Annotated in this window: 18 protein-coding genes; 13 read left to right on the forward strand and 5 right to left on the reverse strand. The window is 59.8% G+C overall.

The window, feature by feature from the left end; translation table 11 throughout:
* Nucleotides 1-253: 253 nt before the first annotated feature.
* Nucleotides 254-1,513, reverse strand: coding sequence for a sigma-54 interaction domain-containing protein (locus AB1E42_RS03130; RefSeq protein ID WP_368345542.1), 1,260 nt, complete (start codon nucleotides 1,511-1,513; stop codon nucleotides 254-256).
* 39 nt (nucleotides 1,514-1,552) lie between these two features.
* Between AB1E42_RS03130 and AB1E42_RS03135 the strand changes: the two genes are divergently transcribed.
* The 3 genes from AB1E42_RS03135 to adh all read left to right on the forward strand — a co-directional run bounded on the left by AB1E42_RS03135 (nucleotide 1,553) and on the right by adh (nucleotide 4,573).
* Complete coding sequence (locus AB1E42_RS03135; protein WP_368345543.1) at nucleotides 1,553-1,762, forward strand: hypothetical protein; 210 nt, start codon at nucleotides 1,553-1,555, stop codon at nucleotides 1,760-1,762.
* A 198-nt stretch (nucleotides 1,763-1,960) separates the two neighbouring features.
* A complete protein-coding gene (locus AB1E42_RS03140) occupies nucleotides 1,961-2,920 on the forward strand; it encodes a helix-turn-helix domain-containing protein (protein ID WP_368345544.1) in 960 nt (319 codons plus the stop codon).
* Nucleotides 2,921-3,049: 129 nt separating this feature from the next.
* Nucleotides 3,050-4,573, forward strand: coding sequence for an aldehyde dehydrogenase (gene adh / locus AB1E42_RS03145; RefSeq protein WP_368345545.1), 1,524 nt, complete (start codon nucleotides 3,050-3,052; stop codon nucleotides 4,571-4,573).
* A gap of 68 nt (nucleotides 4,574-4,641) precedes the next feature.
* On the opposite strand, the gene AB1E42_RS03150 is transcribed toward adh, so the two are convergent.
* On the reverse strand, nucleotides 4,642-5,265 hold the full coding sequence (locus AB1E42_RS03150; RefSeq protein WP_368345546.1) for a 3-oxoacid CoA-transferase subunit B: 624 nt from the start codon (nucleotides 5,263-5,265) through the stop codon (nucleotides 4,642-4,644).
* Complete coding sequence (locus tag AB1E42_RS03155) at nucleotides 5,265-5,969, reverse strand: CoA transferase subunit A (protein ID WP_368345547.1); 705 nt, start codon at nucleotides 5,967-5,969, stop codon at nucleotides 5,265-5,267. Before AB1E42_RS03155 ends, AB1E42_RS03150 begins: the two co-directional genes overlap by 1 nt.
* A gap of 175 nt (nucleotides 5,970-6,144) precedes the next feature.
* Between AB1E42_RS03155 and AB1E42_RS03160 the strand changes: the two genes are divergently transcribed.
* Nucleotides 6,145-7,113: an SMP-30/gluconolactonase/LRE family protein gene (locus AB1E42_RS03160; protein ID WP_368345548.1), complete on the forward strand. Its 969-nt coding sequence runs from the start codon at nucleotides 6,145-6,147 to the stop codon at nucleotides 7,111-7,113.
* A 25-nt stretch (nucleotides 7,114-7,138) separates the two neighbouring features.
* Here AB1E42_RS03160 and argE read toward each other — a convergent pair whose 3' ends face one another.
* Together argE and AB1E42_RS03170 are read right to left on the reverse strand one after the other, a co-directional pair.
* Nucleotides 7,139-8,299: an acetylornithine deacetylase gene (gene argE, locus AB1E42_RS03165; RefSeq protein WP_368345549.1), complete on the reverse strand. Its 1,161-nt coding sequence runs from the start codon at nucleotides 8,297-8,299 to the stop codon at nucleotides 7,139-7,141.
* 5 nt (nucleotides 8,300-8,304) lie between these two features.
* A complete protein-coding gene (locus AB1E42_RS03170) occupies nucleotides 8,305-9,489 on the reverse strand; it encodes a M24 family metallopeptidase (protein ID WP_368345550.1) in 1,185 nt (394 codons plus the stop codon).
* A 138-nt stretch (nucleotides 9,490-9,627) separates the two neighbouring features.
* On the opposite strand from AB1E42_RS03170, the gene eutB reads away from it, so the two are divergent.
* From eutB to AB1E42_RS03215, 9 genes are all read left to right on the forward strand, one after another.
* Nucleotides 9,628-10,647 carry a hydroxyectoine utilization dehydratase EutB gene (eutB, locus tag AB1E42_RS03175; RefSeq protein WP_368345551.1) on the forward strand — a complete coding sequence of 340 codons (1,020 nt, stop codon included), beginning with the start codon at nucleotides 9,628-9,630 and terminating at the stop codon, nucleotides 10,645-10,647.
* Complete coding sequence (locus tag AB1E42_RS03180; RefSeq protein WP_368345552.1) at nucleotides 10,637-11,623, forward strand: cyclodeaminase; 987 nt, start codon at nucleotides 10,637-10,639, stop codon at nucleotides 11,621-11,623. The genes eutB and AB1E42_RS03180 overlap by 11 nt, the downstream gene beginning before the upstream one ends.
* A gap of 175 nt (nucleotides 11,624-11,798) precedes the next feature.
* Nucleotides 11,799-13,172: an aspartate aminotransferase family protein gene (locus AB1E42_RS03185; protein ID WP_368345553.1), complete on the forward strand. Its 1,374-nt coding sequence runs from the start codon at nucleotides 11,799-11,801 to the stop codon at nucleotides 13,170-13,172.
* A 10-nt stretch (nucleotides 13,173-13,182) separates the two neighbouring features.
* Nucleotides 13,183-14,049, forward strand: a complete 867-nt coding sequence (locus tag AB1E42_RS03190; RefSeq protein WP_368345554.1) for an urea carboxylase-associated family protein — start codon at nucleotides 13,183-13,185, stop codon at nucleotides 14,047-14,049.
* Between the two features lie 65 nt (nucleotides 14,050-14,114).
* Entirely contained in the window at nucleotides 14,115-15,158 is a 1,044-nt protein-coding gene (locus tag AB1E42_RS03195) for a pyridoxal-phosphate dependent enzyme (protein WP_368345555.1), read from the forward strand.
* Nucleotides 15,155-16,288, forward strand: coding sequence for a M24 family metallopeptidase (locus AB1E42_RS03200; RefSeq protein WP_368345556.1), 1,134 nt, complete (start codon nucleotides 15,155-15,157; stop codon nucleotides 16,286-16,288). The genes AB1E42_RS03195 and AB1E42_RS03200 overlap by 4 nt, the downstream gene beginning before the upstream one ends.
* The gene (locus tag AB1E42_RS03205) at nucleotides 16,285-16,992 is read left to right on the forward strand and encodes an Asp/Glu racemase (RefSeq protein WP_368345557.1); all 708 of its coding nucleotides are present in this window, start codon (nucleotides 16,285-16,287) and stop codon (nucleotides 16,990-16,992) included. Before AB1E42_RS03200 ends, AB1E42_RS03205 begins: the two co-directional genes overlap by 4 nt.
* A 118-nt stretch (nucleotides 16,993-17,110) precedes the next feature.
* Complete coding sequence (locus AB1E42_RS03210) at nucleotides 17,111-18,214, forward strand: ABC transporter ATP-binding protein (protein ID WP_368345558.1); 1,104 nt, start codon at nucleotides 17,111-17,113, stop codon at nucleotides 18,212-18,214.
* A gap of 99 nt (nucleotides 18,215-18,313) precedes the next feature.
* Entirely contained in the window at nucleotides 18,314-19,429 is a 1,116-nt protein-coding gene (locus AB1E42_RS03215) for an extracellular solute-binding protein (RefSeq protein ID WP_368345559.1), read from the forward strand.
* Nucleotides 19,430-19,439: the final 10 nt, after the last annotated feature.

Raw genomic sequence — 19,439 nt, forward strand, 5'->3', positions numbered from 1 at the left:
TCCTCAAAATTTTGCTCGTGCGTTGGGTTGAATTCCCGCGTGTTCTCAAAGGCCTTATCGGCCTGTGTCGTGCCAATGTCGGCGCGCGGCGGACATCTGTTTGCGCATTTGGACATTCGTCTCGGTTGGTAGGTTGGATCGGTGCGGGTTTTCGGAGTATGCGAAGGCTTCAAATGTTCGCTGCCGTTTCCGAGTGGCGCTGACCTTGTGGAGCGTTTGCTGCGTGCGCCCGTTTGAGGGCGCCTGCACACGTCTATTCGCGAACCCGAAGCGGGGCTGGTGCGGCCCGTTTGAGGGTCGATGGCGCAGGACTTTTGCGCCGCGCAGAGAACTGGGACAAATCGATGCCGAAGGCCTTGGCTTTTGAGTATGCAGTGGTTGGCGCGATGCCCAACATCGCAGCGGTTCCTTTTGAGCCGGATACTTTGCCGCCAGACCGCTCCAATGCATTGCGGAAGTTTTCGATTTCAAGCTTCCGCAGCTCTTCCTGCGTTAAAATTCGGTCGGAGAGTGGTGACGGATCGTGCGATTTGTTATCGAGATCGAATTTCAGACGGCCCCCTTGCGCCAGAATTGCGGTGCGCTCGATCACGTTTTCCAGTTCGCGGACGTTACCAGGCCAGTCATACTGCTTGAGAGCTGAGATATTCGCCTTGGTCAGGCGCGCCTTGGGGAGCCGGAGGCGCCGCGTCGTGCGGTTCAGGAAATGGCGCGCCAGATATGGGATGTCCTCTGGTCGCTCTTTGAGAGGCTGACAGGAAATGGGAAGCAGGTTGAGTTCGAAATAGAGATCTTGCCGAAATTGCCCGCTTTTCACCTCGGAGGCCAGATTGCGCGAGGTTGTTGCAACAACCGTGATGGATACTGGTGTTTCGGCGCTATCCCCGATCCGCTTTACATGACCTGTCTCCAGCACATCGTGAATTCGGGCTTGGATTCTGGGAGGCAGCGCTGCCACTTCATCCAGATGGAGCGTTCCGTTGTGGGCCATTAACAGCTTGCCGGTCGTGTCGCGCGATGCACCTGGAAAAGCGCCTCGGCGATATCCGAAAAGCTCTGCCTCAAGATTTTCTGCACTGCTTTGATCGCAGTTGATCCGCACCAACGGACGCCGATGTCGCGAGCTGGCTTCGTGGATTGCCGATGCAGTAAGGCTTTTGCCTGATCCGGTCGGCCCAGTGACCAAGACATGCGCGTCACTCTTTGCGGCGAGATCAATTTGAGCATTCAACAGTTTGATCGAGGGTGACACCCCGACCACCCCTGTATGGGATCGTGCGGAACGGATTTCCGTCAGAAGGTAGTCGTTTTCCTGTTCAAGCTTGACTTTAAGGTCTTCGACCTGCGCAAGGGCCTCGCGTAGTTTTCGCTCGTTTTCCTTCCGCTCGGTGACATCTCGAAAGATGACAACGGCGCCGGCGAGGACATCATGGTCGTAAATTGGCGTCGATACATATTCGACGAGGATGGGCTTTCCATCTTTGCGCCAGAAGACGTCATCCTCGACGCGCATTGTTTCGTCGCGCCTGAATGATTTATATATGGGACATTCATGTGCAGGGAAATTGTCGCCATTCAGACGCTTGTGATGAATGATCGGATGCAGCTCGCGCCGGACGGTGTGGCGATTGGCCGGATCGCCCTGCCGGAACGCTGCGCCAACCTGTGCTTTGGCGGGCGGGCCAATAGCCGCCTGTTCATGGCGGCGAGCCACTCGATCTATGCGCTGTATGTCAACGTGGCAGGGGTTAAGGGTGGGTGAGCTCGCTGCCTGCAGCTGAGGACCGAATCCGCAGGACTGGGGAGCTTTATCGCTAAAGCTGGGGTGGGTAGGCTGCGCTTGGCGGTCTATGTTCGTGGATCGTGAAGGTGTCTCAGAAGTGAGACAGTTCTCCAGGAAAAATGTTTCAACAGGGCTTTGATGCTGTAGTGTTGGCGGTAGCACGCGCCACGAGGAGCCATGAGCCGCACGATCGCCCATATCAATCACGTTCTGGACGTGGCGAATTCACCGTCGGCGGCGGCGCGGTCACGGTTGGCGGCCAGTTGGCGGCGCTCGGCGGATCGCCACGGGCTTAACCCGGGTGAGCATCGTAGCCCGATCCGGCATGAAGAGGCGTTCTTGCGCGAGCGCTTTGCCTTTTACGAAAAATTCATGACGGTAGCCGCGCCACGGCTGGACAGTCTGTATTCATTGGTGGGGCAGTCGGGGTGCGCGGTTCTGTTGACCGATGACAAGGGCATTGTTCTGGATCAGCGGATCGCGGAAGCCGACGCGACGGTGTTTGAGGCGTGGGGGTTGTGCATCGGGGCGGACTGGAGTGAAGAGTTCGAGGGCACCAACGGCATTGGCACCTGCTTGGAAGAGAAGCGGCGGGTGATCATTCACCGTGATGAGCATTTCTTTGCGCGTAATACGGCGATGAGCTGTATCGACGCGCCGATTTATGATGCCGAAGGGCGGATCATGGCGGCGCTGGATGTGTCCTCGGCGCGGGTGGATCAGACAGAAGCCTTTAACCGCCTGATCGCAGCGCAGGTCGCGCAGACGGCCCGCGCGATTGAAGAGGCGAATTTCCGTGCCGCGTATGACAAGGCGCGGATCGTTGTTGCGGAAAGCGACGATGCAGACGCGGCAACGCTTTTGGCGATTGACGGCGACGATCTGATCGTGGGCGCGACGCGCGAAGCACGGCGGGTGTTCGGCTTTGCGGCCGCTGGGGCGCTCAGCCCGAAACCCGCCGCAGACGTATTGGGGCGCGATGATGGTCCGACCGGATTCGAGAAGGCGGAGCGAGCGGCGGTGATCCGCGCCTTGGCGCGAGCGGGTAACAACGTTTCGCAAGCCGCGCGGCAGCTTGGTATCGGCCGCGCGACGCTTTACCGCCGCATGAAGCGGCTGGGTCTGGATCAAAACTGATCGCAGTTGTCTCAGGCTTGAGACAGGTCTTATCCCCCTTGTGAACTCCCCTAGCAGACAGCGCACGGCGCGCTGGGCATCCTCAATTCAGTTTCCGGAGGAGGTCCGGACGAATGGAGGAAAACCACTATGAATGATATGACCCATACCGAGGCTGGCACCTATGTTTCGCCTTTCAAACCGCGCTATGACAACTTTATCGGCGGCAAGTTCACCCCGCCGGTAAATGGCCGGTATTTCACCAATGTGACGCCGATCACGGGTGAGGCGATCACCGAGTGTGCCCGCTCTGATGCCGATGATGTTGAATTGGCGCTGGATGCGGCACATGCCGCGAAGGAAGGCTGGGGAAAGACGTCACCTGCGGAGCGCTCGAACATCCTACTAAAAATCGCGGATGCCATTGAAGCCAATCTGGAGCGGCTGGCACAGGCCGAGACGTGGGACAATGGCAAGCCGATCCGCGAGACGTTGGCGGCGGATATTCCGCTCTCTGCGGACCACTTTCGCTATTTTGCGGGCGCCTTGCGGAGCCAAGAAGGCAATATGAGCGAGATCGACGCCGACACGGTTGCGTATCACTTCCACGAACCGTTGGGCGTGGTTGGCCAGATCATCCCGTGGAACTTCTCTATCCTGATGGCGGCATGGAAACTGGCGCCGGCGCTGGCTGCGGGCAACTGCATCGTGTTGAAGCCTGCGGAGCAAACACCTGCGGCGATTATGGTACTGGCGGAGATTATCGCCGAATACCTGCCTGCTGGCGTGCTTAACATCGTGAACGGCTATGGTGCCGAGGTTGGTGCGCCGTTGGCGCTCTCGTCCCGCATTGCGAAGATCGCCTTCACCGGCTCGACCGAGACAGGGCGGAAGATCATGGAAGCGGCGACGCAGAACCTGATCCCCGTGACGCTGGAACTGGGGGGCAAGAGCCCGAATATCTTCTTCTCGGATGTGATGGCGCAGGATGACGACTTCCTCGACAAGGCGGTTGAGGGCTTTGTTCTGTTTGCCTTCAACCAAGGCGAGGTGTGTACCTGCCCGTCGCGTGCGTTGATCCAAGAGGACATCTACGAAGAGTTCATCGCACGGTGTATCGAGCGGGTGCGGGCGATCAAACAGGGCGATCCGCGCAACCCTGAAACGATGGTCGGCGCACAAGCAAGCACCGAGCAGCAAGAGAAAATCCTGTCCTACCTCACCATCGGTGTTGAGGAGGGCGCGGAAGTCCTGACCGGCGGCGCCGCGGCGCGGTTTAATGGCGAGTTGGCGGGCGGTAACTACATTCAGCCGACGATCCTGAAAGGGCACAATAAGATGCGTGTGTTCCAAGAGGAGATCTTTGGGCCGGTGGTATCGGTCACGACCTTCAAGGATGAGGCCGAGGCGTTGGCGATAGCCAATGACACGATGTACGGGCTTGGCGCGGGTGTTTGGTCGCGTGATGCGAATACCTGCTACCGTTTCGGACGGGCGATCGAGGCAGGGCGTGTTTGGGTCAACAACTACCACGCCTATCCTGCGCATGCGGCCTTTGGCGGCTACAAGCAATCGGGCATTGGGCGGGAGACGCACAAGATGATGCTGGATCACTACCAGCAAACCAAGAACATCTTGATGAGCTATAACCCGAAAAAGCTTGGCTTCTTCTAGGATAAATTCGGCGGGGGCCATTGGCCCCTGCCACACTTGTATAAGTTACGACGCGCGCGCCCTTTGCGTCAGACGATGGTTGCCTCGGTCGCGGCGCGGATGTCGTCATGGCTCACACCGGGGGCCGTTTCGAGGATGTGGAGGCCTTTGCGGCCCACTTCCAGCACCCCGAGATTGGTGATGATCAGGTCAACCACGCCTTTGCCGGTCAGCGGCAGGGTGCATTCCTTCAGCACTTTGCTTTCGCCATGCTTGTTGGTGTGATCCATCACCACGATGACGCGGCCGACACCGGCGACGAGGTCCATCGCGCCGCCCATGCCTTTCACGAGTTTGCCGGGGATCATCCAGTTTGCCAGATCGCCCTTTTCGGAAACTTCCATCGCGCCGAGCACCGCTGCGGCGATCTTACCGCCCCGGATCATGCCGAAGGAGGTCGCGCTGTCGAAATAGGCGGTGCGGCTCAGTTCGGTGATCGTCTGCTTGCCCGCGTTGATCAGATCGGGGTCTTCTTCGCCCTCATAGGGGAAGGGGCCCATGCCAAGCATGCCGTTTTCGGATTGTAGGGTGATGTCCTTGTCTCCGACATAGTTGGCCACCAGTGTCGGGATGCCGATGCCGAGATTGACATACATGCCGTCTTCGAGTTCTTGCGCGGCCCGAGTGGCCATTTCATTGCGATCCCAAGGCATTATGCGTTCTCCCGCGTGCGTGTGGTGCGTTGTTCGATCCGTTTTTCGTGAGTGCCTTGGATCAGGCGGTGCACATAAATACCGGGCAGATGGATGAGATCAGGATCCAGTTCGCCACGGGGGACGATCTCCTCGACCTCGGCGACGCAGATCTTGCCGCACATAGCGGCGGGCGGGTTAAAGTTGCGCGCGGTCTTGCGGAAGACGAGGTTGCCGGTGTCGTCGGCTTTCCATGCTTTCACGATGGAGAGGTCGGCGAAGATGCCTTCTTCGAGGATATAGGTTTCGCCGTTGAAATCCTTGTGTTCTTTGCCCTCGGCGATCACCGTGCCGACGCCGGTTTTGGTGTAGAAACCGGGGATACCGCAGCCAGCGGCGCGCATCCGTTCGGCGAGGGTGCCTTGGGGGTTGAACTCCAGCTCCAGCTCGCCAGAGAGATATTGGCGCATGAACTCGGCGTTCTCACCCACATAGGAGGAGATCATTTTCTTGACCTGACGGCTTTGCAGCAGGATGCCGATGCCGAAATCATCGACGCCAGCATTGTTAGACGCGAAGGTCAGGTTCTTGACGCCGCTGTCCTTGATCGCCTGAAGTAAAAGCTCAGGGATGCCACAAAGACCGAAGCCGCCGGCTGCGATGAGCATATCATCGCGCAAAAGGCCATCGAGGGCCTCGTCAGCGGATTGATAGATTTTTTTCATGCCGCAATCTCCCACGGTAAGAGGATGCTTTGCGCTTCAGGCTATCGCCCCGCTGCGCATTCCATAAAGATAACGACCGCGCGTCGCATCTGAACCGCATAGGAAGGCACAAGCCAGCCATGGTCAAGGCGGGAGTGGTCGCTTATCTTGCCCTCAAACAGCGCAGGAATAGGCCATGACAGATCATTTCGACCGCCCCGAGGACTGGCGCCCTTCGCAGCGTTATCCTGACCCGTCGGTGATTTCGCTCGATCCGCGCTTTGATAGGTACCGGCTGCCGCTGGCGGGGGTGGAACGGTTGGCAACGGGGTGCCGCTGGTGCGAGGGGCCGGTATGGTTCGGGGATGGGCGGTATTTGCTGTGGAGCGACATCCCGAACAACCGGATCATGCGCTGGGACGCGGTGACGGGGCAGGCGTCGCCCTATCGCCAGCCGTCGAACTTTGCCAATGGGCAGACGCGCGACAGGCAGGGGAGGCTGATCACCTGCGAGCACGGAGGGCGGCGGGTCACGCGAACGGAATATGACGGCACGATCACCGTTCTGGCGGACAGCTATGAAGGTAAGCGGCTCAATTCGCCCAATGATGTGATCGTGAAATCCGACGGCAGCATCTGGTTTACCGATCCGCCCTTTGGCATTTCTGGCAATTACGAGGGCTATCGGGCGGCGCCGGAGCTGGGGCAGAATGTCTACCGGCTTGACCCTGAGAGCGGGGCGCTGACGGTTGTGGCGGATGATATCCTCGGGCCGAACGGATTGGCCTTTAGCCCTGACGAGAACCTGCTCTACATCGTCGAGTCACGCGGGGAGCCGACGCGCAAGATCCTCGCCTATGATGTGGCGGCGGACGGGATCACGCTCGCCAATAAGCGGGTGCTGATTGATGCGGGCGCGGGCACGCCGGACGGGTTTCGGGTCGATGTGGATGGTAATCTCTGGTGCGGCTGGGGCATGGGCAGCGCCGAGCTGGACGGGGTGATGATCTTCGCGCCGGACGGTGTGGCGATTGGCCGGATCGCCCTGCCGGAACGCTGTGCCAACCTGTGCTTTGGCGGGCGGGCCAATAGCCGCCTGTTCATGGCGGCGAGCCACTCGATCTATGCGCTCTATGTCAACGTGGCAGGGGTGACGGGCGGGTGAGGCCGCCGCCTGCCTAGGCGCGTATTTAAGCCGTGAGATTTGCCTCAAGCCCGTCGAGCATGGCGAGACATTTCTGTAATTGGTCGATCGCGAGATATTCGTCCGGCTTATGCGCCTGTTCGATGGAGCCGGGGCCACAAACGGCGACGTTCATGCCGATCTCGCTGAAGATGCCAGCCTCGGTGCCGAAAGGTACGACGCTGGAGTGATTGCTGCCGGTCAACTCCATCAGAATATCGCGGGCCTCGTTCACGGTGGCGGGTTCCAGACCGGCGACCTCGCCGATCACCTCGGTGGTGATGCTGGCGTTTGGGTCCACCTTGCGCATGGCGGGGAGGAGGACGGACTGTACATAATCTTCCACCGCGCCTTTGACATAGGTGAAATCGCTGTTCTGGACCGGGCGGAACTCCCATTGGACGGACGCTGTTTCGGGGATCACGTTGTGGATCGCGCCGCCGTTTAGAGAGCCGGTGTTGATCGTCGTCCAAGGCGGATCGAAGCGGCTGTTCGCGGGCGCGCGGGATTTGAGATCTTCGCCAATTTGCATCAGGCGGGTGACGTAGCGCACCGCGTATTCCACCGCGTTGATGCCGAGATCGGGCATGGAGCCGTGACCGGCGCGGCCATGAAAGTGCGTGGTGTATTCGCAGCAGCCTTTGTGACCTTCGATCACTTGCATCATTGTCGGCTCGCCAATGATCGCGAGGGCGGGGCGAATAGCGCGTTCTTGCAGCCATGGTGCCAGCGCCTGTGCGCCGAGGCAGCCGGTTTCCTCGTCATGGGTGAAGGCGAAGTGGACGGGGCGGGTCAGGGGCAGTGCTGCGTAATCGGCAGCCTTGCCGATAGCCGCCGCGATGAAGCCTTTCATATCGCAGGTACCGCGCCCGTAGAGGCGACCGTCGCGTTCGATCATCTCGAACGGATCGTGGGTCCAGTCCTGATCCATGACCGGCACCACGTCGGAATGGCCCGAGAGGACGATGCCTCCGGGGCCATCGGGGCCAAGCGTGCCAAAGAGATTGGCCTTTTGGCCGTCTGGTGTGAACTGGAGTTGCACATCGGCGCCGATTTCCTGAAGGCGCTGGGCCATGTATCCGATCACCTCGACATTGCTATTGCTCGAGATGCTTGGATAGCTGATCAGATCGCCCAAAAGGGCTTTGGTATGGTCCAGCGTTGCCATCGGGCTTAGTCCTTTACGAAGAGTTTGCGCTCGATGTTGCAAAGCGCTTCGGCGGGGCCGTCTTCTTTGATCAGGATGGTTTCGGTCGTCTCCAAGCCCCATGTGTCCATCCACAGGGCGGGCATGAAGTGGAAGGTCATGCCCGGTTGCAGAATGGTTTCGTCCTCGGTGCGGAGCGATGCAGTGCGCTCGCCCCAATCGGGCGGGTAGCTGAGGCCGATCGGGTAGCCCATGCGGCCGGAACGTTCCATCCCGTATTTGGCGAGAACACCCAAGAAAGCATTGGCGATGTCGCTGGTACGATTGCCTGCTTTGGCGGCGGCGAGGCCTGCTTCGATGCCTTCGATCTGGGCGGCTTCGGCGCGGCGCATGTCATCCGAGGGCGTGCCGAGGAAGACGGTCCTGCAGAGCGGCGCGTGATAGCGGCGGTAACATCCAGAAAGTTCGAAGAAGGTGGCTTCGCCTTCGCGCATCGGATCGCCATTCCACGTCATGTGTGCGGCGGTGGCATCGAGGCCTGAAGGGGTCAACGGCACGATGGCAGGATAGTCGCCCCATGCATCATCGACGCCGGTGATGCCTGCGTGCATGATATCGGCGACGAGATCGTTCTTGCGCACGCCGGGGGCGGCTTTTTCGATCGCGGTCGAGATCACCTTTTCGGAAATCTTCGCGGCCTTGCGGATGAAGGCGATTTCTTCGCCCGATTTAACGAGGCGCGGCCAGTTTACCAAGGCGGTTGCGTCAACAAAGGTTGCGTTGGAGAGCGCTTCGGTCAGCACCTGATGAGCCTTGGCGGAGTAGTAGTAGTTTTCCATCTCGACGCCGATACGCGCGTTCTCGAAGCCGCGGGCGCGCAGTTGTTCGGCCAGATCCTGCATCGGGTGATAGACAGTGGACTGGATGAAGTGATCGCCGTAACCGATGATGTCCTCGGCTTCCATCCAGCAGGTGCGGCGCCCGCCGAACATATCCATCATGCGGCCCCACCAGACCGGCGCGCCTTCCATCCCGAGCATGACGCCCTGATGCACATAGAAGGACCATCCGTCATAGCCCGTGAGCCATGCTTGGTTGGAGGGGTCGGTCACGAAAAGAACATCGACGCCTGCCTTTTCCATCGCTTGGCGCGTGGCGGCGATCCGGCGGTCGTATTCGGCTTGGGTGAAGGGCGCATTGCCTGCGGGCATGTGGCGGTTCTCCTGTTGGTTTCAATGACGAGGTAATGCGCTCTGCTGCGATTGACAGGCGCAATTGCCCCATGCTGTTCTGCGCCACATTCGGCGGTTAAGCCGGTGGTTTCTATCATGAATACGAACGAGGCTGTCATGTCTACGACCTTGGATTTCGGTATCGGTGATATCCGCGCGGCACAGGACCGTATCAAGGGCGTTGCGGATAACACCCCGCTGATACCGTCGCCTTACATGAGCAAGATCGCCGGACGGGATTTCCTGATGAAGATGGAAACCATGCAGCCGATTGGTGCGTTTAAGCTGCGCGGCGCGCTTTCGGCGGTGATGGCACTGCCTGAAGAGGTGCAAGGCGTGACCTGCTGCTCGACGGGCAATCACGGGCGCGGCGTGGCCTATGCCGCGCGGCAGCGGGGCATGCGAGCGGTTGTGTGCATGTCCTCCCTCGTGCCGCAGGCGAAGGTCGATGGCATTCGTACGCTGGGCGCGGAAGTGCGGATCGTGGGGCAATCGCAAGATGACGCGATGGCGGAGAGTGCGCGGCTCTGCGCGGCGGAGGGGCTGGTTGAAATATCTCCCTTCGACGACCCGCATGTAATCGCGGGGCAGGGGACGATCGGGATCGAGATGCTGGAACAGCGCCCCGATCTGGAAACGCTTTTGGTGCCGCTCTCGGGCGGTGGATTGGCGGCAGGCGTGGCCGTTGCGGCAAAAGCGCTGAAGCCGGATATCCGTGTAATTGGTATCTCGATGGAGCGCGGTGCGGCGATGCATGCGTCATTGGAGGCGGGGCATCCGGTGGAGGTGACGGAATATGCGTCGCTGGCGGATTCGCTGGGCGGGGGGATCGGATTGGAGAACCGGCTGAGCTTTCCGCTTTGCCGCGATCTGCTGGATGGGACGGTACTTGTGAGCGAGGAAGAGATCCGCGATGCGATGCAGGTGCTGTTCTTCGAGGACAGGATCGTGGCGGAAGGGGCCTGTGTGGTAGGACTTGCAGCGTTGCTGGCGGGTAAGTTGCCGCGGTGCGATGGCCCGATCGGGACGATCATCACCGGACGTAATCTGGATATGGGGCAGTTCCTGCGGGTTGTCTCGGGGCAGGATGTGACGCTTGGGGACATGGTGTTGAAGGGCAAGACATATGGCGCATGATATTCGCATTGTGACCGAGGCCGAGCTGCGGCAGGTGGTTGCGCTTGATTTGACGGTGGTGGATATCGTCGCGCAGGCTTTTGCGGCCTTGGGGCAGGGCAGCGTGGTGATGCCGCCGATCCTGTCGATGGAATTGGCTGAGGCCAATGGCGAGGTGGATGTTAAAACCGCCTATATCCCCGGTTTCGACAGTTTCGCGATCAAGGTGAGCCCGGGCTTTTTTGACAATCCCAAGCTGGGTTTGCCGAGCCTCAATGGGCTGATGATCCTGTTTTCCGCTAAGACCGGACTGGTGGAGGCGGTGTTTCTCGACAACGGCTATCTGACCGATATGCGCACTGCTGCGGCGGGCGCGGTGGCTGCGCGGCATCTGGCGCCGCAACGGGTGCAGGTGGCGGGAGTGTTGGGCACCGGCGTACAGGCGAGGCTGCAAATGCAGGCGGCGCATTTGGTGCGCCCGTTCGAACGCTTGCTGGTATGGGGGCGGGATGCGACCAAGGCGGAGGCCTGCGCCGCTGATCTGGCGGCTGATCTGAGCGTTGATGCCCGCGCAGTGGCGGATGCGGAAGAGGTGGTTGCCGAGAGCCAGCTGGTGGTGACGACAACGCCCGCGCGTACGCCGGTGATCCGCGCGGAATGGCTGCATCCGCGCCTGCACATTACGGCAATGGGGGCCGATCAGGCCGGAAAGAACGAGATCGACCCGAAGGCGCTGGCGGCTTGTGATCTCTATGTCTGTGACAGCGTTCGGCAATGCGAAGTTTCTGGTGAATTGGAGGCGGCACTGGCGCACAGGCTTTGGAGCAAACCGACGCCGCCGGAGCTGGGCCAGATTATCAACGGAACCGCCGAGGGCCGCAGCGGGGAGGAGGCGGTGACGATCTGTGATCTGACCGGCACCGGCGCGCAGGATACGGCGATTGCCAGCCATGTGCGGACGATCCTTGGTGCGGCAGGCACGACGATCCGCGCCTGAGCGAAGTAATTTCAATTGACGGCAATTTGGCGTGGCGGCTATTAAGGCGGCGTTCCGGCAATAAAGGCATTGCGCGCTGCTGCCGGAGTGAGCGGAGCAATCTGCCGCTAAGCGTGCACATGGCTCCACAAATCCGACGTACCGGCCGCGCGCCGCCAACCGAATAGGTGAGCCTTTGCTACATAATGATCAACTCGCTGAATGGGATCGCGAGAACTTTTTCCACCCGTCGACGCATCTTGCCCAGCATGCCCGTGGCGAAACCGCGACCCGCATCATCCGTACCGCAAGCGGCTGCCATATTGAGACCCGCGATGGGAACCGGCTGCTGGATGCGTTTGCAGGGCTGTATTGCGTGAACGTGGGCTATGGCCGTCAGGAAATCGCGGAAGCGATTGCCGAGCAGGCCCGCGAATTGGCCTATTACCATGCCTATGTTGGGCACGGCACTGAAGCCTCGGTGACGCTGGCGAAGATGATCCTTGATCGCGCTCCGGCGCATATGTCGAAAGTGTATTTCGGCTTGGGTGGCTCGGATGCGAACGAAACCAACGTCAAGCTGATCTGGTATTACAACAATATCCTTGGCCGGCCTGAGAAGAAGAAGATCATCTCGCGTTGGCGCGGTTATCATGGCTCGGGGATTGTGACCGGATCGCTGACCGGCTTGGAGCTGTTCCACAAGAAATTCGACCTGCCGCTGGCGCAGATTGTTCATACCGATGCGCCTTACTACTTCCGCCGTGAGGACACCGCGCAGACCGAAGCAGAGTTTGTCGCGCAATGCGTGGCCTCGCTGGAGGCGTTGATCGAACGTGAGGGCGCGGACACGATCGCTGCTTTCATTGGGGAGCCGGTGCTCGGTACCGGCGGGATCGTGCCACCGCCGGCAGGGTATTGGGACGCCATTCAAGCGGTGCTAAAAAAGCATGATATCCTGCTTGTGGCGGACGAGGTCGTGACCGGCTTCGGGCGTTTGGGAACGATGTTTGGCAGCACCCATTACGGGATCGAGCCGGATATCATCACCATCGCCAAGGGGCTGACGTCAGCCTATGCGCCGCTGTCTGGGTCGATTGTCTCGGACAAGGTTTGGAAGGTGCTTGAGCAGGGCACGGATGAAAACGGACCCATCGGCCACGGCTGGACTTACTCCGCGCACCCCATCGGCGCGGCGGCCGGTGTGGCGAACCTCAAGCTGCTGGACACGCTTGATCTGATCTCAAACGCGGGAACGGTTGGTGCCTATTTGAACGCTGCGATGAAGGATGACTTGGGCGATCATCCGCATGTGGGCGATATTCGTGGTGAAGGCATGCTGTGCGCGGTCGAGTTCGTGAAGGACCGCGAAAGCCGCAGCTTCTTTGATGCCGCTGACAAGATCGGGCCGCAGGTCGCAGGTGCGTTGTTGGAGCAAGGTGTGATCGGGCGGGCGATGCCGCAGGGTGACATCCTTGGCTTTGCGCCGCCATTCTGCCTGACCGAAGCGGAAGCGGATGAAGTGGTCGGCAAGACTGTCAAGGCAGTGAACGCCGTTTTCAAAAGCTAGGAGACAGATAATGAAACTTGACCGGCCGCAGCATGACGCCCCCGCAACCGCCGAGGAAATGCGCAACGTGCGGCCGGTTATTTGTTATCCGCCTGAAACCCTGCCGCCGGTCGATATTGTCGGCTTGCAGGCGCTGCGCGCGCGTTCGGAACTGGAGGCAACCCTCACCGTGGCGCCGCGCGATGCGGGCTGCATCACGGTTCCTGCGGGCGCTTTTTTCCGTATCACGTCGGTAGGCGGGCCGCAGGTGGGCGACCTGAATATCTGGAATGAGCATGACCTGAACGAACGGTTCTACTCGGGCAAGACGCGGGCGCTTCATGGTACGCATCTCTCAACCGGCGACCGGATGTGGAGCAGTTTTCCCTACATGCGACCGATGGCGACGATTATTGACGATACGCTTGACTGGTACGGATTTGATGAGTTTGGTGGCTCGGTGCATGATGTGATCGGCACGCGCTGCGACCCTTATACGGGGCGGCTCCTGTCGGGGGATGATTATCATTATTGCTGCCATTCGAACCTGACCCGCGCGCTGGCGGCGCAGAGCGGCCTGCCGCTCGATGAGGCTGAAAAATATGTGCATGACGTGCTGAATGTTTTCATGTGCACCGGCTTCACCCGAGATACGGGGCAGTATTTTATGAAAGCCAGCCCAGTACGCCCCGGAGACTACCTGGAATTCTTCGCGGAAATTGACCTTTTGGTCGGACTTTCGGCCTGCCCGGGGGGCGACTGTTCCGCGGAACATTCTTCCGATACTGCGGCTTGTTATCCGCTGGAAATAACTGTCTGGAATCCGGGCGAAACGGCGCGAAACAGGCATGAAGTGCCGCAAACTAACGCTTACAGCCGCACGCATGGCGTAGCTTGATGCAACGTTTCGAAGGGATGACTTGATCTAATGCAGTTTCGGTTTTTGTCCACTTGGAATCGTTTATGCAGCTGATCATCAATCCGCATCGCGGCGGAGAGAAACTCGCGCCGGATATGCCCTATCCATCGACGGATGCGGCACGGGTGGCGGCGCTGCTGGGGCAATGCCCGAAAGCCGCAGAGACACCATTGGTCAATGCCACACCACTTGCGCCGGTGGCTGCGCTTTGGGTCAAGGACGAGCGGCCTCGCATGGGGCTTGGGTCGTTCAAGGCGCTCGGCGCTGCCTATGTGATTGCGCGGCAGGCTGAGGCGGTGGACCCAAATCCCGGAGCGGACACGCTCGCAGGGCGCACCTATGTGACCGCAAGCGCGGGCAACCACGGAATGAGCGTCGCGGCTGGCGCACGGGTTTTTGGCGCGAAGGCGGTCGTCTATATCGCGGAGACGGTGCCAGAGAGCTTTGCCGGACGATTGCAGGCGCTGGGCGCGGATGTTGTGCGTGCCGGTGCGGATTATGCGGCCTCGATGCGGGCCGCGCAGGAGGCCGCCGTCGCAAACGGTTGGACCCTGCTCTCGGACAGTTCGTGGGAAGGCTATGCGGAGTTGCCGCACATCCTGATGGAAGGGTATTTGCAGATGGTGGCGGAAGCTGTTGCGCAATGCCCTGAAGTGCCAACCCATATCCTGTTGCAAGCCGGTGTTGGCGGATTGGCCGGTGCGGTTGCCGCCTATGCGCGCAAGGCGTGGGGCGACGGGCCGGAAATCATCGTGGTTGAGCCGGAAGCCGCGCCCGCATTGCAGGCGAGCATCTTGGCGGGCGAATGTGTTTTTGCCGACGGACCGGACAGTGTGATGGGGCGGCTTGATTGCAAAGAGCCATCGTTAATTGCGCTCAATGGGCTGGCGCGGGATGCGGATGCGTTTCTGACGATTTCAGACGCTGATGTTACCGCGCAACTGCCTGCGATGGCAGCTACGGGGCTGGAAACGACAGCGTCGGGTGGCGCCGGTATTGCCACTGTGATGGACGACGATGCGCGGCAAGCGATGCAAATCGGGCCAGACTCGCGGGTGCTTTGCTTCCTGTCGGAGGTTGCGGATTGAGGGGGTTTCCTGCCTCTGAATTCGCCGCGCGGACGGCGAAAGCCCAAGCCTTGATGGCCGAAAGCGGGCTTGCGGCTCTACTTCTGACAACCGAACCTGAACTGCGCTACTTTACCGGCTATCTGACCCGCTTTTGGGAAAGTCCGACACGCCCTTGGTTCCTTGTTGTTCCGGCAAGTGGCAAGCCGATTGCGGTGATCCCGTCGATCGGTGCGGCGCTGATGGGGCAGACATGGATCGACGATATTCGTACATGGGTTGCGCCGGATCTGCACGATGATGGCGTTGGCCTGCTGATCGAGACGTTGAACGAGGTCACGCAAGGTGGCCGGATCGGTGTGCAGGACGGGCACGAAACGCATGTTCGTATGCCACAGAGCGATTACCAGCGCCTGGCCACGGCAGTGGAGCTAGGTTCTGACGAAGGGATCATGCGCAAGCTGCGGATGGTGAAATCGCAAGCCGAAATCGACAAGGTGGCGGAGGCCTGCCGCATCGCGGGGCGGGCCTTTGCGCGGGTGCCGGAGATTGCCGCTGTCGGCGTGCCGTTGGAGCAGGTGTTTCGGGAATTCCAGATGCTGTGCCTGAGCGAAGGGGCGGATTGGGTGCCCTATCTGGCCGGTGGAGCGGGGCAGGGCGGTTATGCGGATGTCATCTCGCCTGCGACTGAAGCGCCTCTGGCGCATGGTGATGTGTTGATGCTGGATACCGGCCTCGTGCATGACGGTTATTTTTGCGATTTTGATCGGAACTGGGCGGTTGGCACGGCAAGCAGTGCAGTGAGCGCGGCCCATGCGCGGTTGATCGAGGCGAGTGATGCGGGTGCGGCAGTCGCGCGACCGGGCGCGACGGCGGCTGATCTGTTCCATGCGATGAACGATGTCTTGACCCGCGGTGCGGGAGGCACGGATGCGGGAAGGCTCGGGCATGGATTGGGCATGTCGCTCACCGAATGGCCGTCGCTCATTCCTACGGATCACACGGTGCTGGAGGCAGGCATGATCCTGACGCTTGAGCCGGGTGTTGCGGTGGGCGACAGGATCATGGTGCATGAAGAGAACATCGTTGTGACCGACGGTGGCGCTGTCTTTTTAAGCCCGCGGGCGGAAGCGGAGATACCAGTCCTATGAAGCCGCTACCGTTTGACCTGATCCCTGATGACGCACTGCCCACCCCGTTGGGGCTGATCGTTTTGCAGACAGATGAAACAATCGAACCGGAATTTCATAAAGCTTTCGCCGACGACAATGCCGCGCTTTATGTCAGCCGGATTGCGAGTGCCCCTGAAGTGACGCCCGAGGGATTGGGGGCGATGGAATCGCTGATTGCCGCTTCTGCCGATCTGCTGCCGAAGTCGCTGCATTATTCGGTCGTCGGGTACGGGTGTACCTCAGCCAGCGCGATCATCGGATCGGATGCGGTGGCGGAGTTGGTGAGGAAAAGCTGCAATGCCGACGAGGTGACGAACCCCCTGCGGGCGGCGATTGCGTTTGCGGAACATCATGGGCTGAGGCGGCTCGCGCTTGTCTCGCCATACATTATGGATGTGAATGTAGCGCTGCGGGCGGCCTTTGCGCGTGCGGGCATCACAACGGATACGTTCGGCACCTTTGGTGAGGCCGAGGAGGCCAAGGTTGCACGCATCGCGGAGCAATCAATCGTATCTGCAGCAATGGCGCTGGGCAGCAGCGCCGACGTGGACGGGGTCTTCTTGAGTTGTACCAATCTGAAGACCCGCACGGCGATACCAAGACTCACTGAAGCGCTTGGGAAGCCGGTTTTTTCGAGTAATTTTGCGCTTTCGTGGCATATGAAAAAGTGTGCAAAGCTATGAAAAATCAAGCATTTGCAACTTTATTTACGGTTCGCGGTTGCGACCTGCGAAAGCCAATGTTCTTATGGGCGTCAATAAGGGCCGATAAAGATGGTCCAAACCAAACGGGGAGAGACGTGTGACTGATTTGGGTAATAACCAGTCGTTCGTGAAATTTGATCGCGTTCAAAAATCTTACGATGGCGAAAATCTTGTTGTGAAAGATTTGAACCTCGACATGCCGAAGGGCGAGTTCCTGACGATGCTTGGACCGTCCGGTTCGGGCAAGACGACTTGCCTTATGATGCTTGCCGGTTTTGAAACGGCGACACATGGCGAAATCCTGCTCGACGGGAGGCCGATCAACAACATTCCGCCGCACAAGCGCGGCATTGGCATGGTGTTCCAGAACTACGCTTTGTTCCCGCATATGACGGTTGCTGAGAACCTCGCCTTCCCGCTGGAGGTGCGTAAGCTCGACAAATCGGTTCGGGAAGAGAAGGTGAAGCGCGCGCTTGATATGGTGCAGATGGGTGCCTTTGGTGGCCGTCGCCCAGCGCAGCTTTCGGGTGGTCAGCAGCAGCGTATCGCTTTGGCGCGCGCGCTGGTGTTCGAGCCGGAACTGGTGCTTATGGACGAGCCGCTCGGCGCGCTCGACAAGCAGTTGCGCGAACATATGCAATTCGAGATCACCCGTCTGGCGCATGATTTGGGCATCACCACCGTTTATGTGACCCACGACCAGACTGAGGCGCTGACCATGTCTGACCGCGTGGCGGTGTTCGAAGATGGCCGTATTCAGCAGCTGGCGCCGCCAGATACCTTGTATGAAGAGCCCGAGAACAGCTTTGTGGCGCAGTTCATTGGTGAGAATAACACCCTCGAAGGCGTGGTTACGGAGATCAAAGGGCCAGACCTTTGCGAGGTGAAGCTGGACGGCGGCGAGATCATCGACGCCAAGCCGGTGAACGTCTCGCAGGTGGGCGAGCGTACGCGCGTTTCGATCCGGCCTGAGCGGGTCGAGATGAACAAGGATCGCTTGCAGGAAGGTGCCCATACGCTGAAAGCCGAGGTGCTGGAGTTCATCTATATGGGCGACATCTTCCGCACGCGCTTGCGGGTTGCTGGTAACGAGGATTTCGTCGTTAAAACGCGAAACGCGCCGGACCAAGCGCGCTTGACACCGGGAACGCAACTGGAAATCGGTTGGTTGCCAGCGGATTGCCGCGCGCTCGACGCGTAAGAGTATTCTAGCGGGGCGCGGAAAAGCTGCGCCTTGCGAGAGTTCGGGTAAACTCGTGGCCCGCTACGAAAAATCACGAGAAAAAGTTTGGGAGTTACTATGAAAAAGACAACGATCGTTTCTGCGGTGTCCATCCTCGGCCTTACGGCTGGATTGGCGCACGCAGACGGCCACATGGCCAATGATATGACGCTCGTCAGCTGGGGCGGTGCCTATCAGCAGAGCCAGATCAACGCCTATACCGAGCCGTATATGGCGATGAACCCCGGTGTCACCACCACTTGGGACGAAAGCTCCGCTGAAGCCGTGGCCAAACTGCGCGCGATGAACGAAGCCGGCAACATCACTTGGGATGTGGTCGACGTTGTTGCCGCAGACGCGCTGCGCCTTTGCGACGAAGGTCTGGCAATGGAAATCGATGCCGACGAAGATCTCGCACCGGCACCGGATGGCACCTCGGCTGAGGATGACTTCGGTGACCTGCTGGTTGGCGACTGCTTCATCCCGCAGATCGTGTACTCGACCACCTTTGGCTACCGCACCGACATGGTTCCGGAAGGCGTAGAGGCACCGAACGACATCTGTGACGTGTTCGACCTCGCCACCTATCCGGGCATGCGTTCGCTCGAGAAGCGCCCGATCAACAACGTTGAATGGGCTCTGCTCTGTGACGGTGTCGCCAAGGAAGACGTCTATGACGTTCTGGCCACCGAAGAAGGTCAGGAGCAGGCACTTGCCAAGCTCGACACCATCAAAGACAGCGTGATCTGGTGGTCCGCTGGTGCAGACACCCCGCAGCTGCTGGCTGACGGCGAAGTCTTCATCGGTTCAACCTATAACGGCCGACTGTTCTCTGCCATCGAAGAGCAGGGCCAGCCGATCGGCATGATGTGGGACGCTCAGGTGTTTGACCTTGACGGCTGGATCATTCCGGAAGGTCTGTCGGACGAGCGTCTGGCACGCGCCATGGACTTCATCTACTTCGCCACCGATACGCAGCGTCTTGCGGATCAAGCCAAGTACATCTCCTATGGCCCGGCTCGTGCGTCTTCCGCACCCTTGGTTGGTCAGCACGCTTCGCTCGGCATCGACATGGCTCCGCACATGCCGACCGATCCGAACAACGCCAAGAACACGTTCCTCTACAACTACGAGTTCTGGGCTGACTATCGCGACGACATCGACGCGAAATTCCAAGCTTGGCTTGCTCAATAAGCCTTTACAA

This window comes from Pelagovum sp. HNIBRBA483, assembly GCF_040931995.1.
Taxonomy (GTDB): Bacteria; Pseudomonadota; Alphaproteobacteria; order Rhodobacterales; family Rhodobacteraceae; genus JAEPMR01.

Coding starts and splice junctions, on each gene's coding strand:
- AB1E42_RS03130 (WP_368345542.1), bottom strand. CDS start 1,513: ATGCGCGTCGAGGATGACGTCTTCTGGCGCAAAGATGGAAAGCCCATC.
- AB1E42_RS03135 (WP_368345543.1), top strand. CDS start 1,553: ATGTGCAGGGAAATTGTCGCCATTCAGACGCTTGTGATGAATGATCGG.
- AB1E42_RS03140 (WP_368345544.1), top strand. CDS start 1,961: ATGAGCCGCACGATCGCCCATATCAATCACGTTCTGGACGTGGCGAAT.
- adh (WP_368345545.1), top strand. CDS start 3,050: ATGAATGATATGACCCATACCGAGGCTGGCACCTATGTTTCGCCTTTC.
- AB1E42_RS03150 (WP_368345546.1), bottom strand. CDS start 5,265: ATGCCTTGGGATCGCAATGAAATGGCCACTCGGGCCGCGCAAGAACTC.
- AB1E42_RS03155 (WP_368345547.1), bottom strand. CDS start 5,969: ATGAAAAAAATCTATCAATCCGCTGACGAGGCCCTCGATGGCCTTTTG.
- AB1E42_RS03160 (WP_368345548.1), top strand. CDS start 6,145: ATGACAGATCATTTCGACCGCCCCGAGGACTGGCGCCCTTCGCAGCGT.
- argE (WP_368345549.1), bottom strand. CDS start 8,299: ATGGCAACGCTGGACCATACCAAAGCCCTTTTGGGCGATCTGATCAGC.
- AB1E42_RS03170 (WP_368345550.1), bottom strand. CDS start 9,489: ATGCCCGCAGGCAATGCGCCCTTCACCCAAGCCGAATACGACCGCCGG.
- eutB (WP_368345551.1), top strand. CDS start 9,628: ATGTCTACGACCTTGGATTTCGGTATCGGTGATATCCGCGCGGCACAG.
- AB1E42_RS03180 (WP_368345552.1), top strand. CDS start 10,637: ATGGCGCATGATATTCGCATTGTGACCGAGGCCGAGCTGCGGCAGGTG.
- AB1E42_RS03190 (WP_368345554.1), top strand. CDS start 13,183: ATGAAACTTGACCGGCCGCAGCATGACGCCCCCGCAACCGCCGAGGAA.
- AB1E42_RS03195 (WP_368345555.1), top strand. CDS start 14,115: ATGCAGCTGATCATCAATCCGCATCGCGGCGGAGAGAAACTCGCGCCG.
- AB1E42_RS03205 (WP_368345557.1), top strand. CDS start 16,285: ATGAAGCCGCTACCGTTTGACCTGATCCCTGATGACGCACTGCCCACC.
- AB1E42_RS03215 (WP_368345559.1), top strand. CDS start 18,314: ATGAAAAAGACAACGATCGTTTCTGCGGTGTCCATCCTCGGCCTTACG.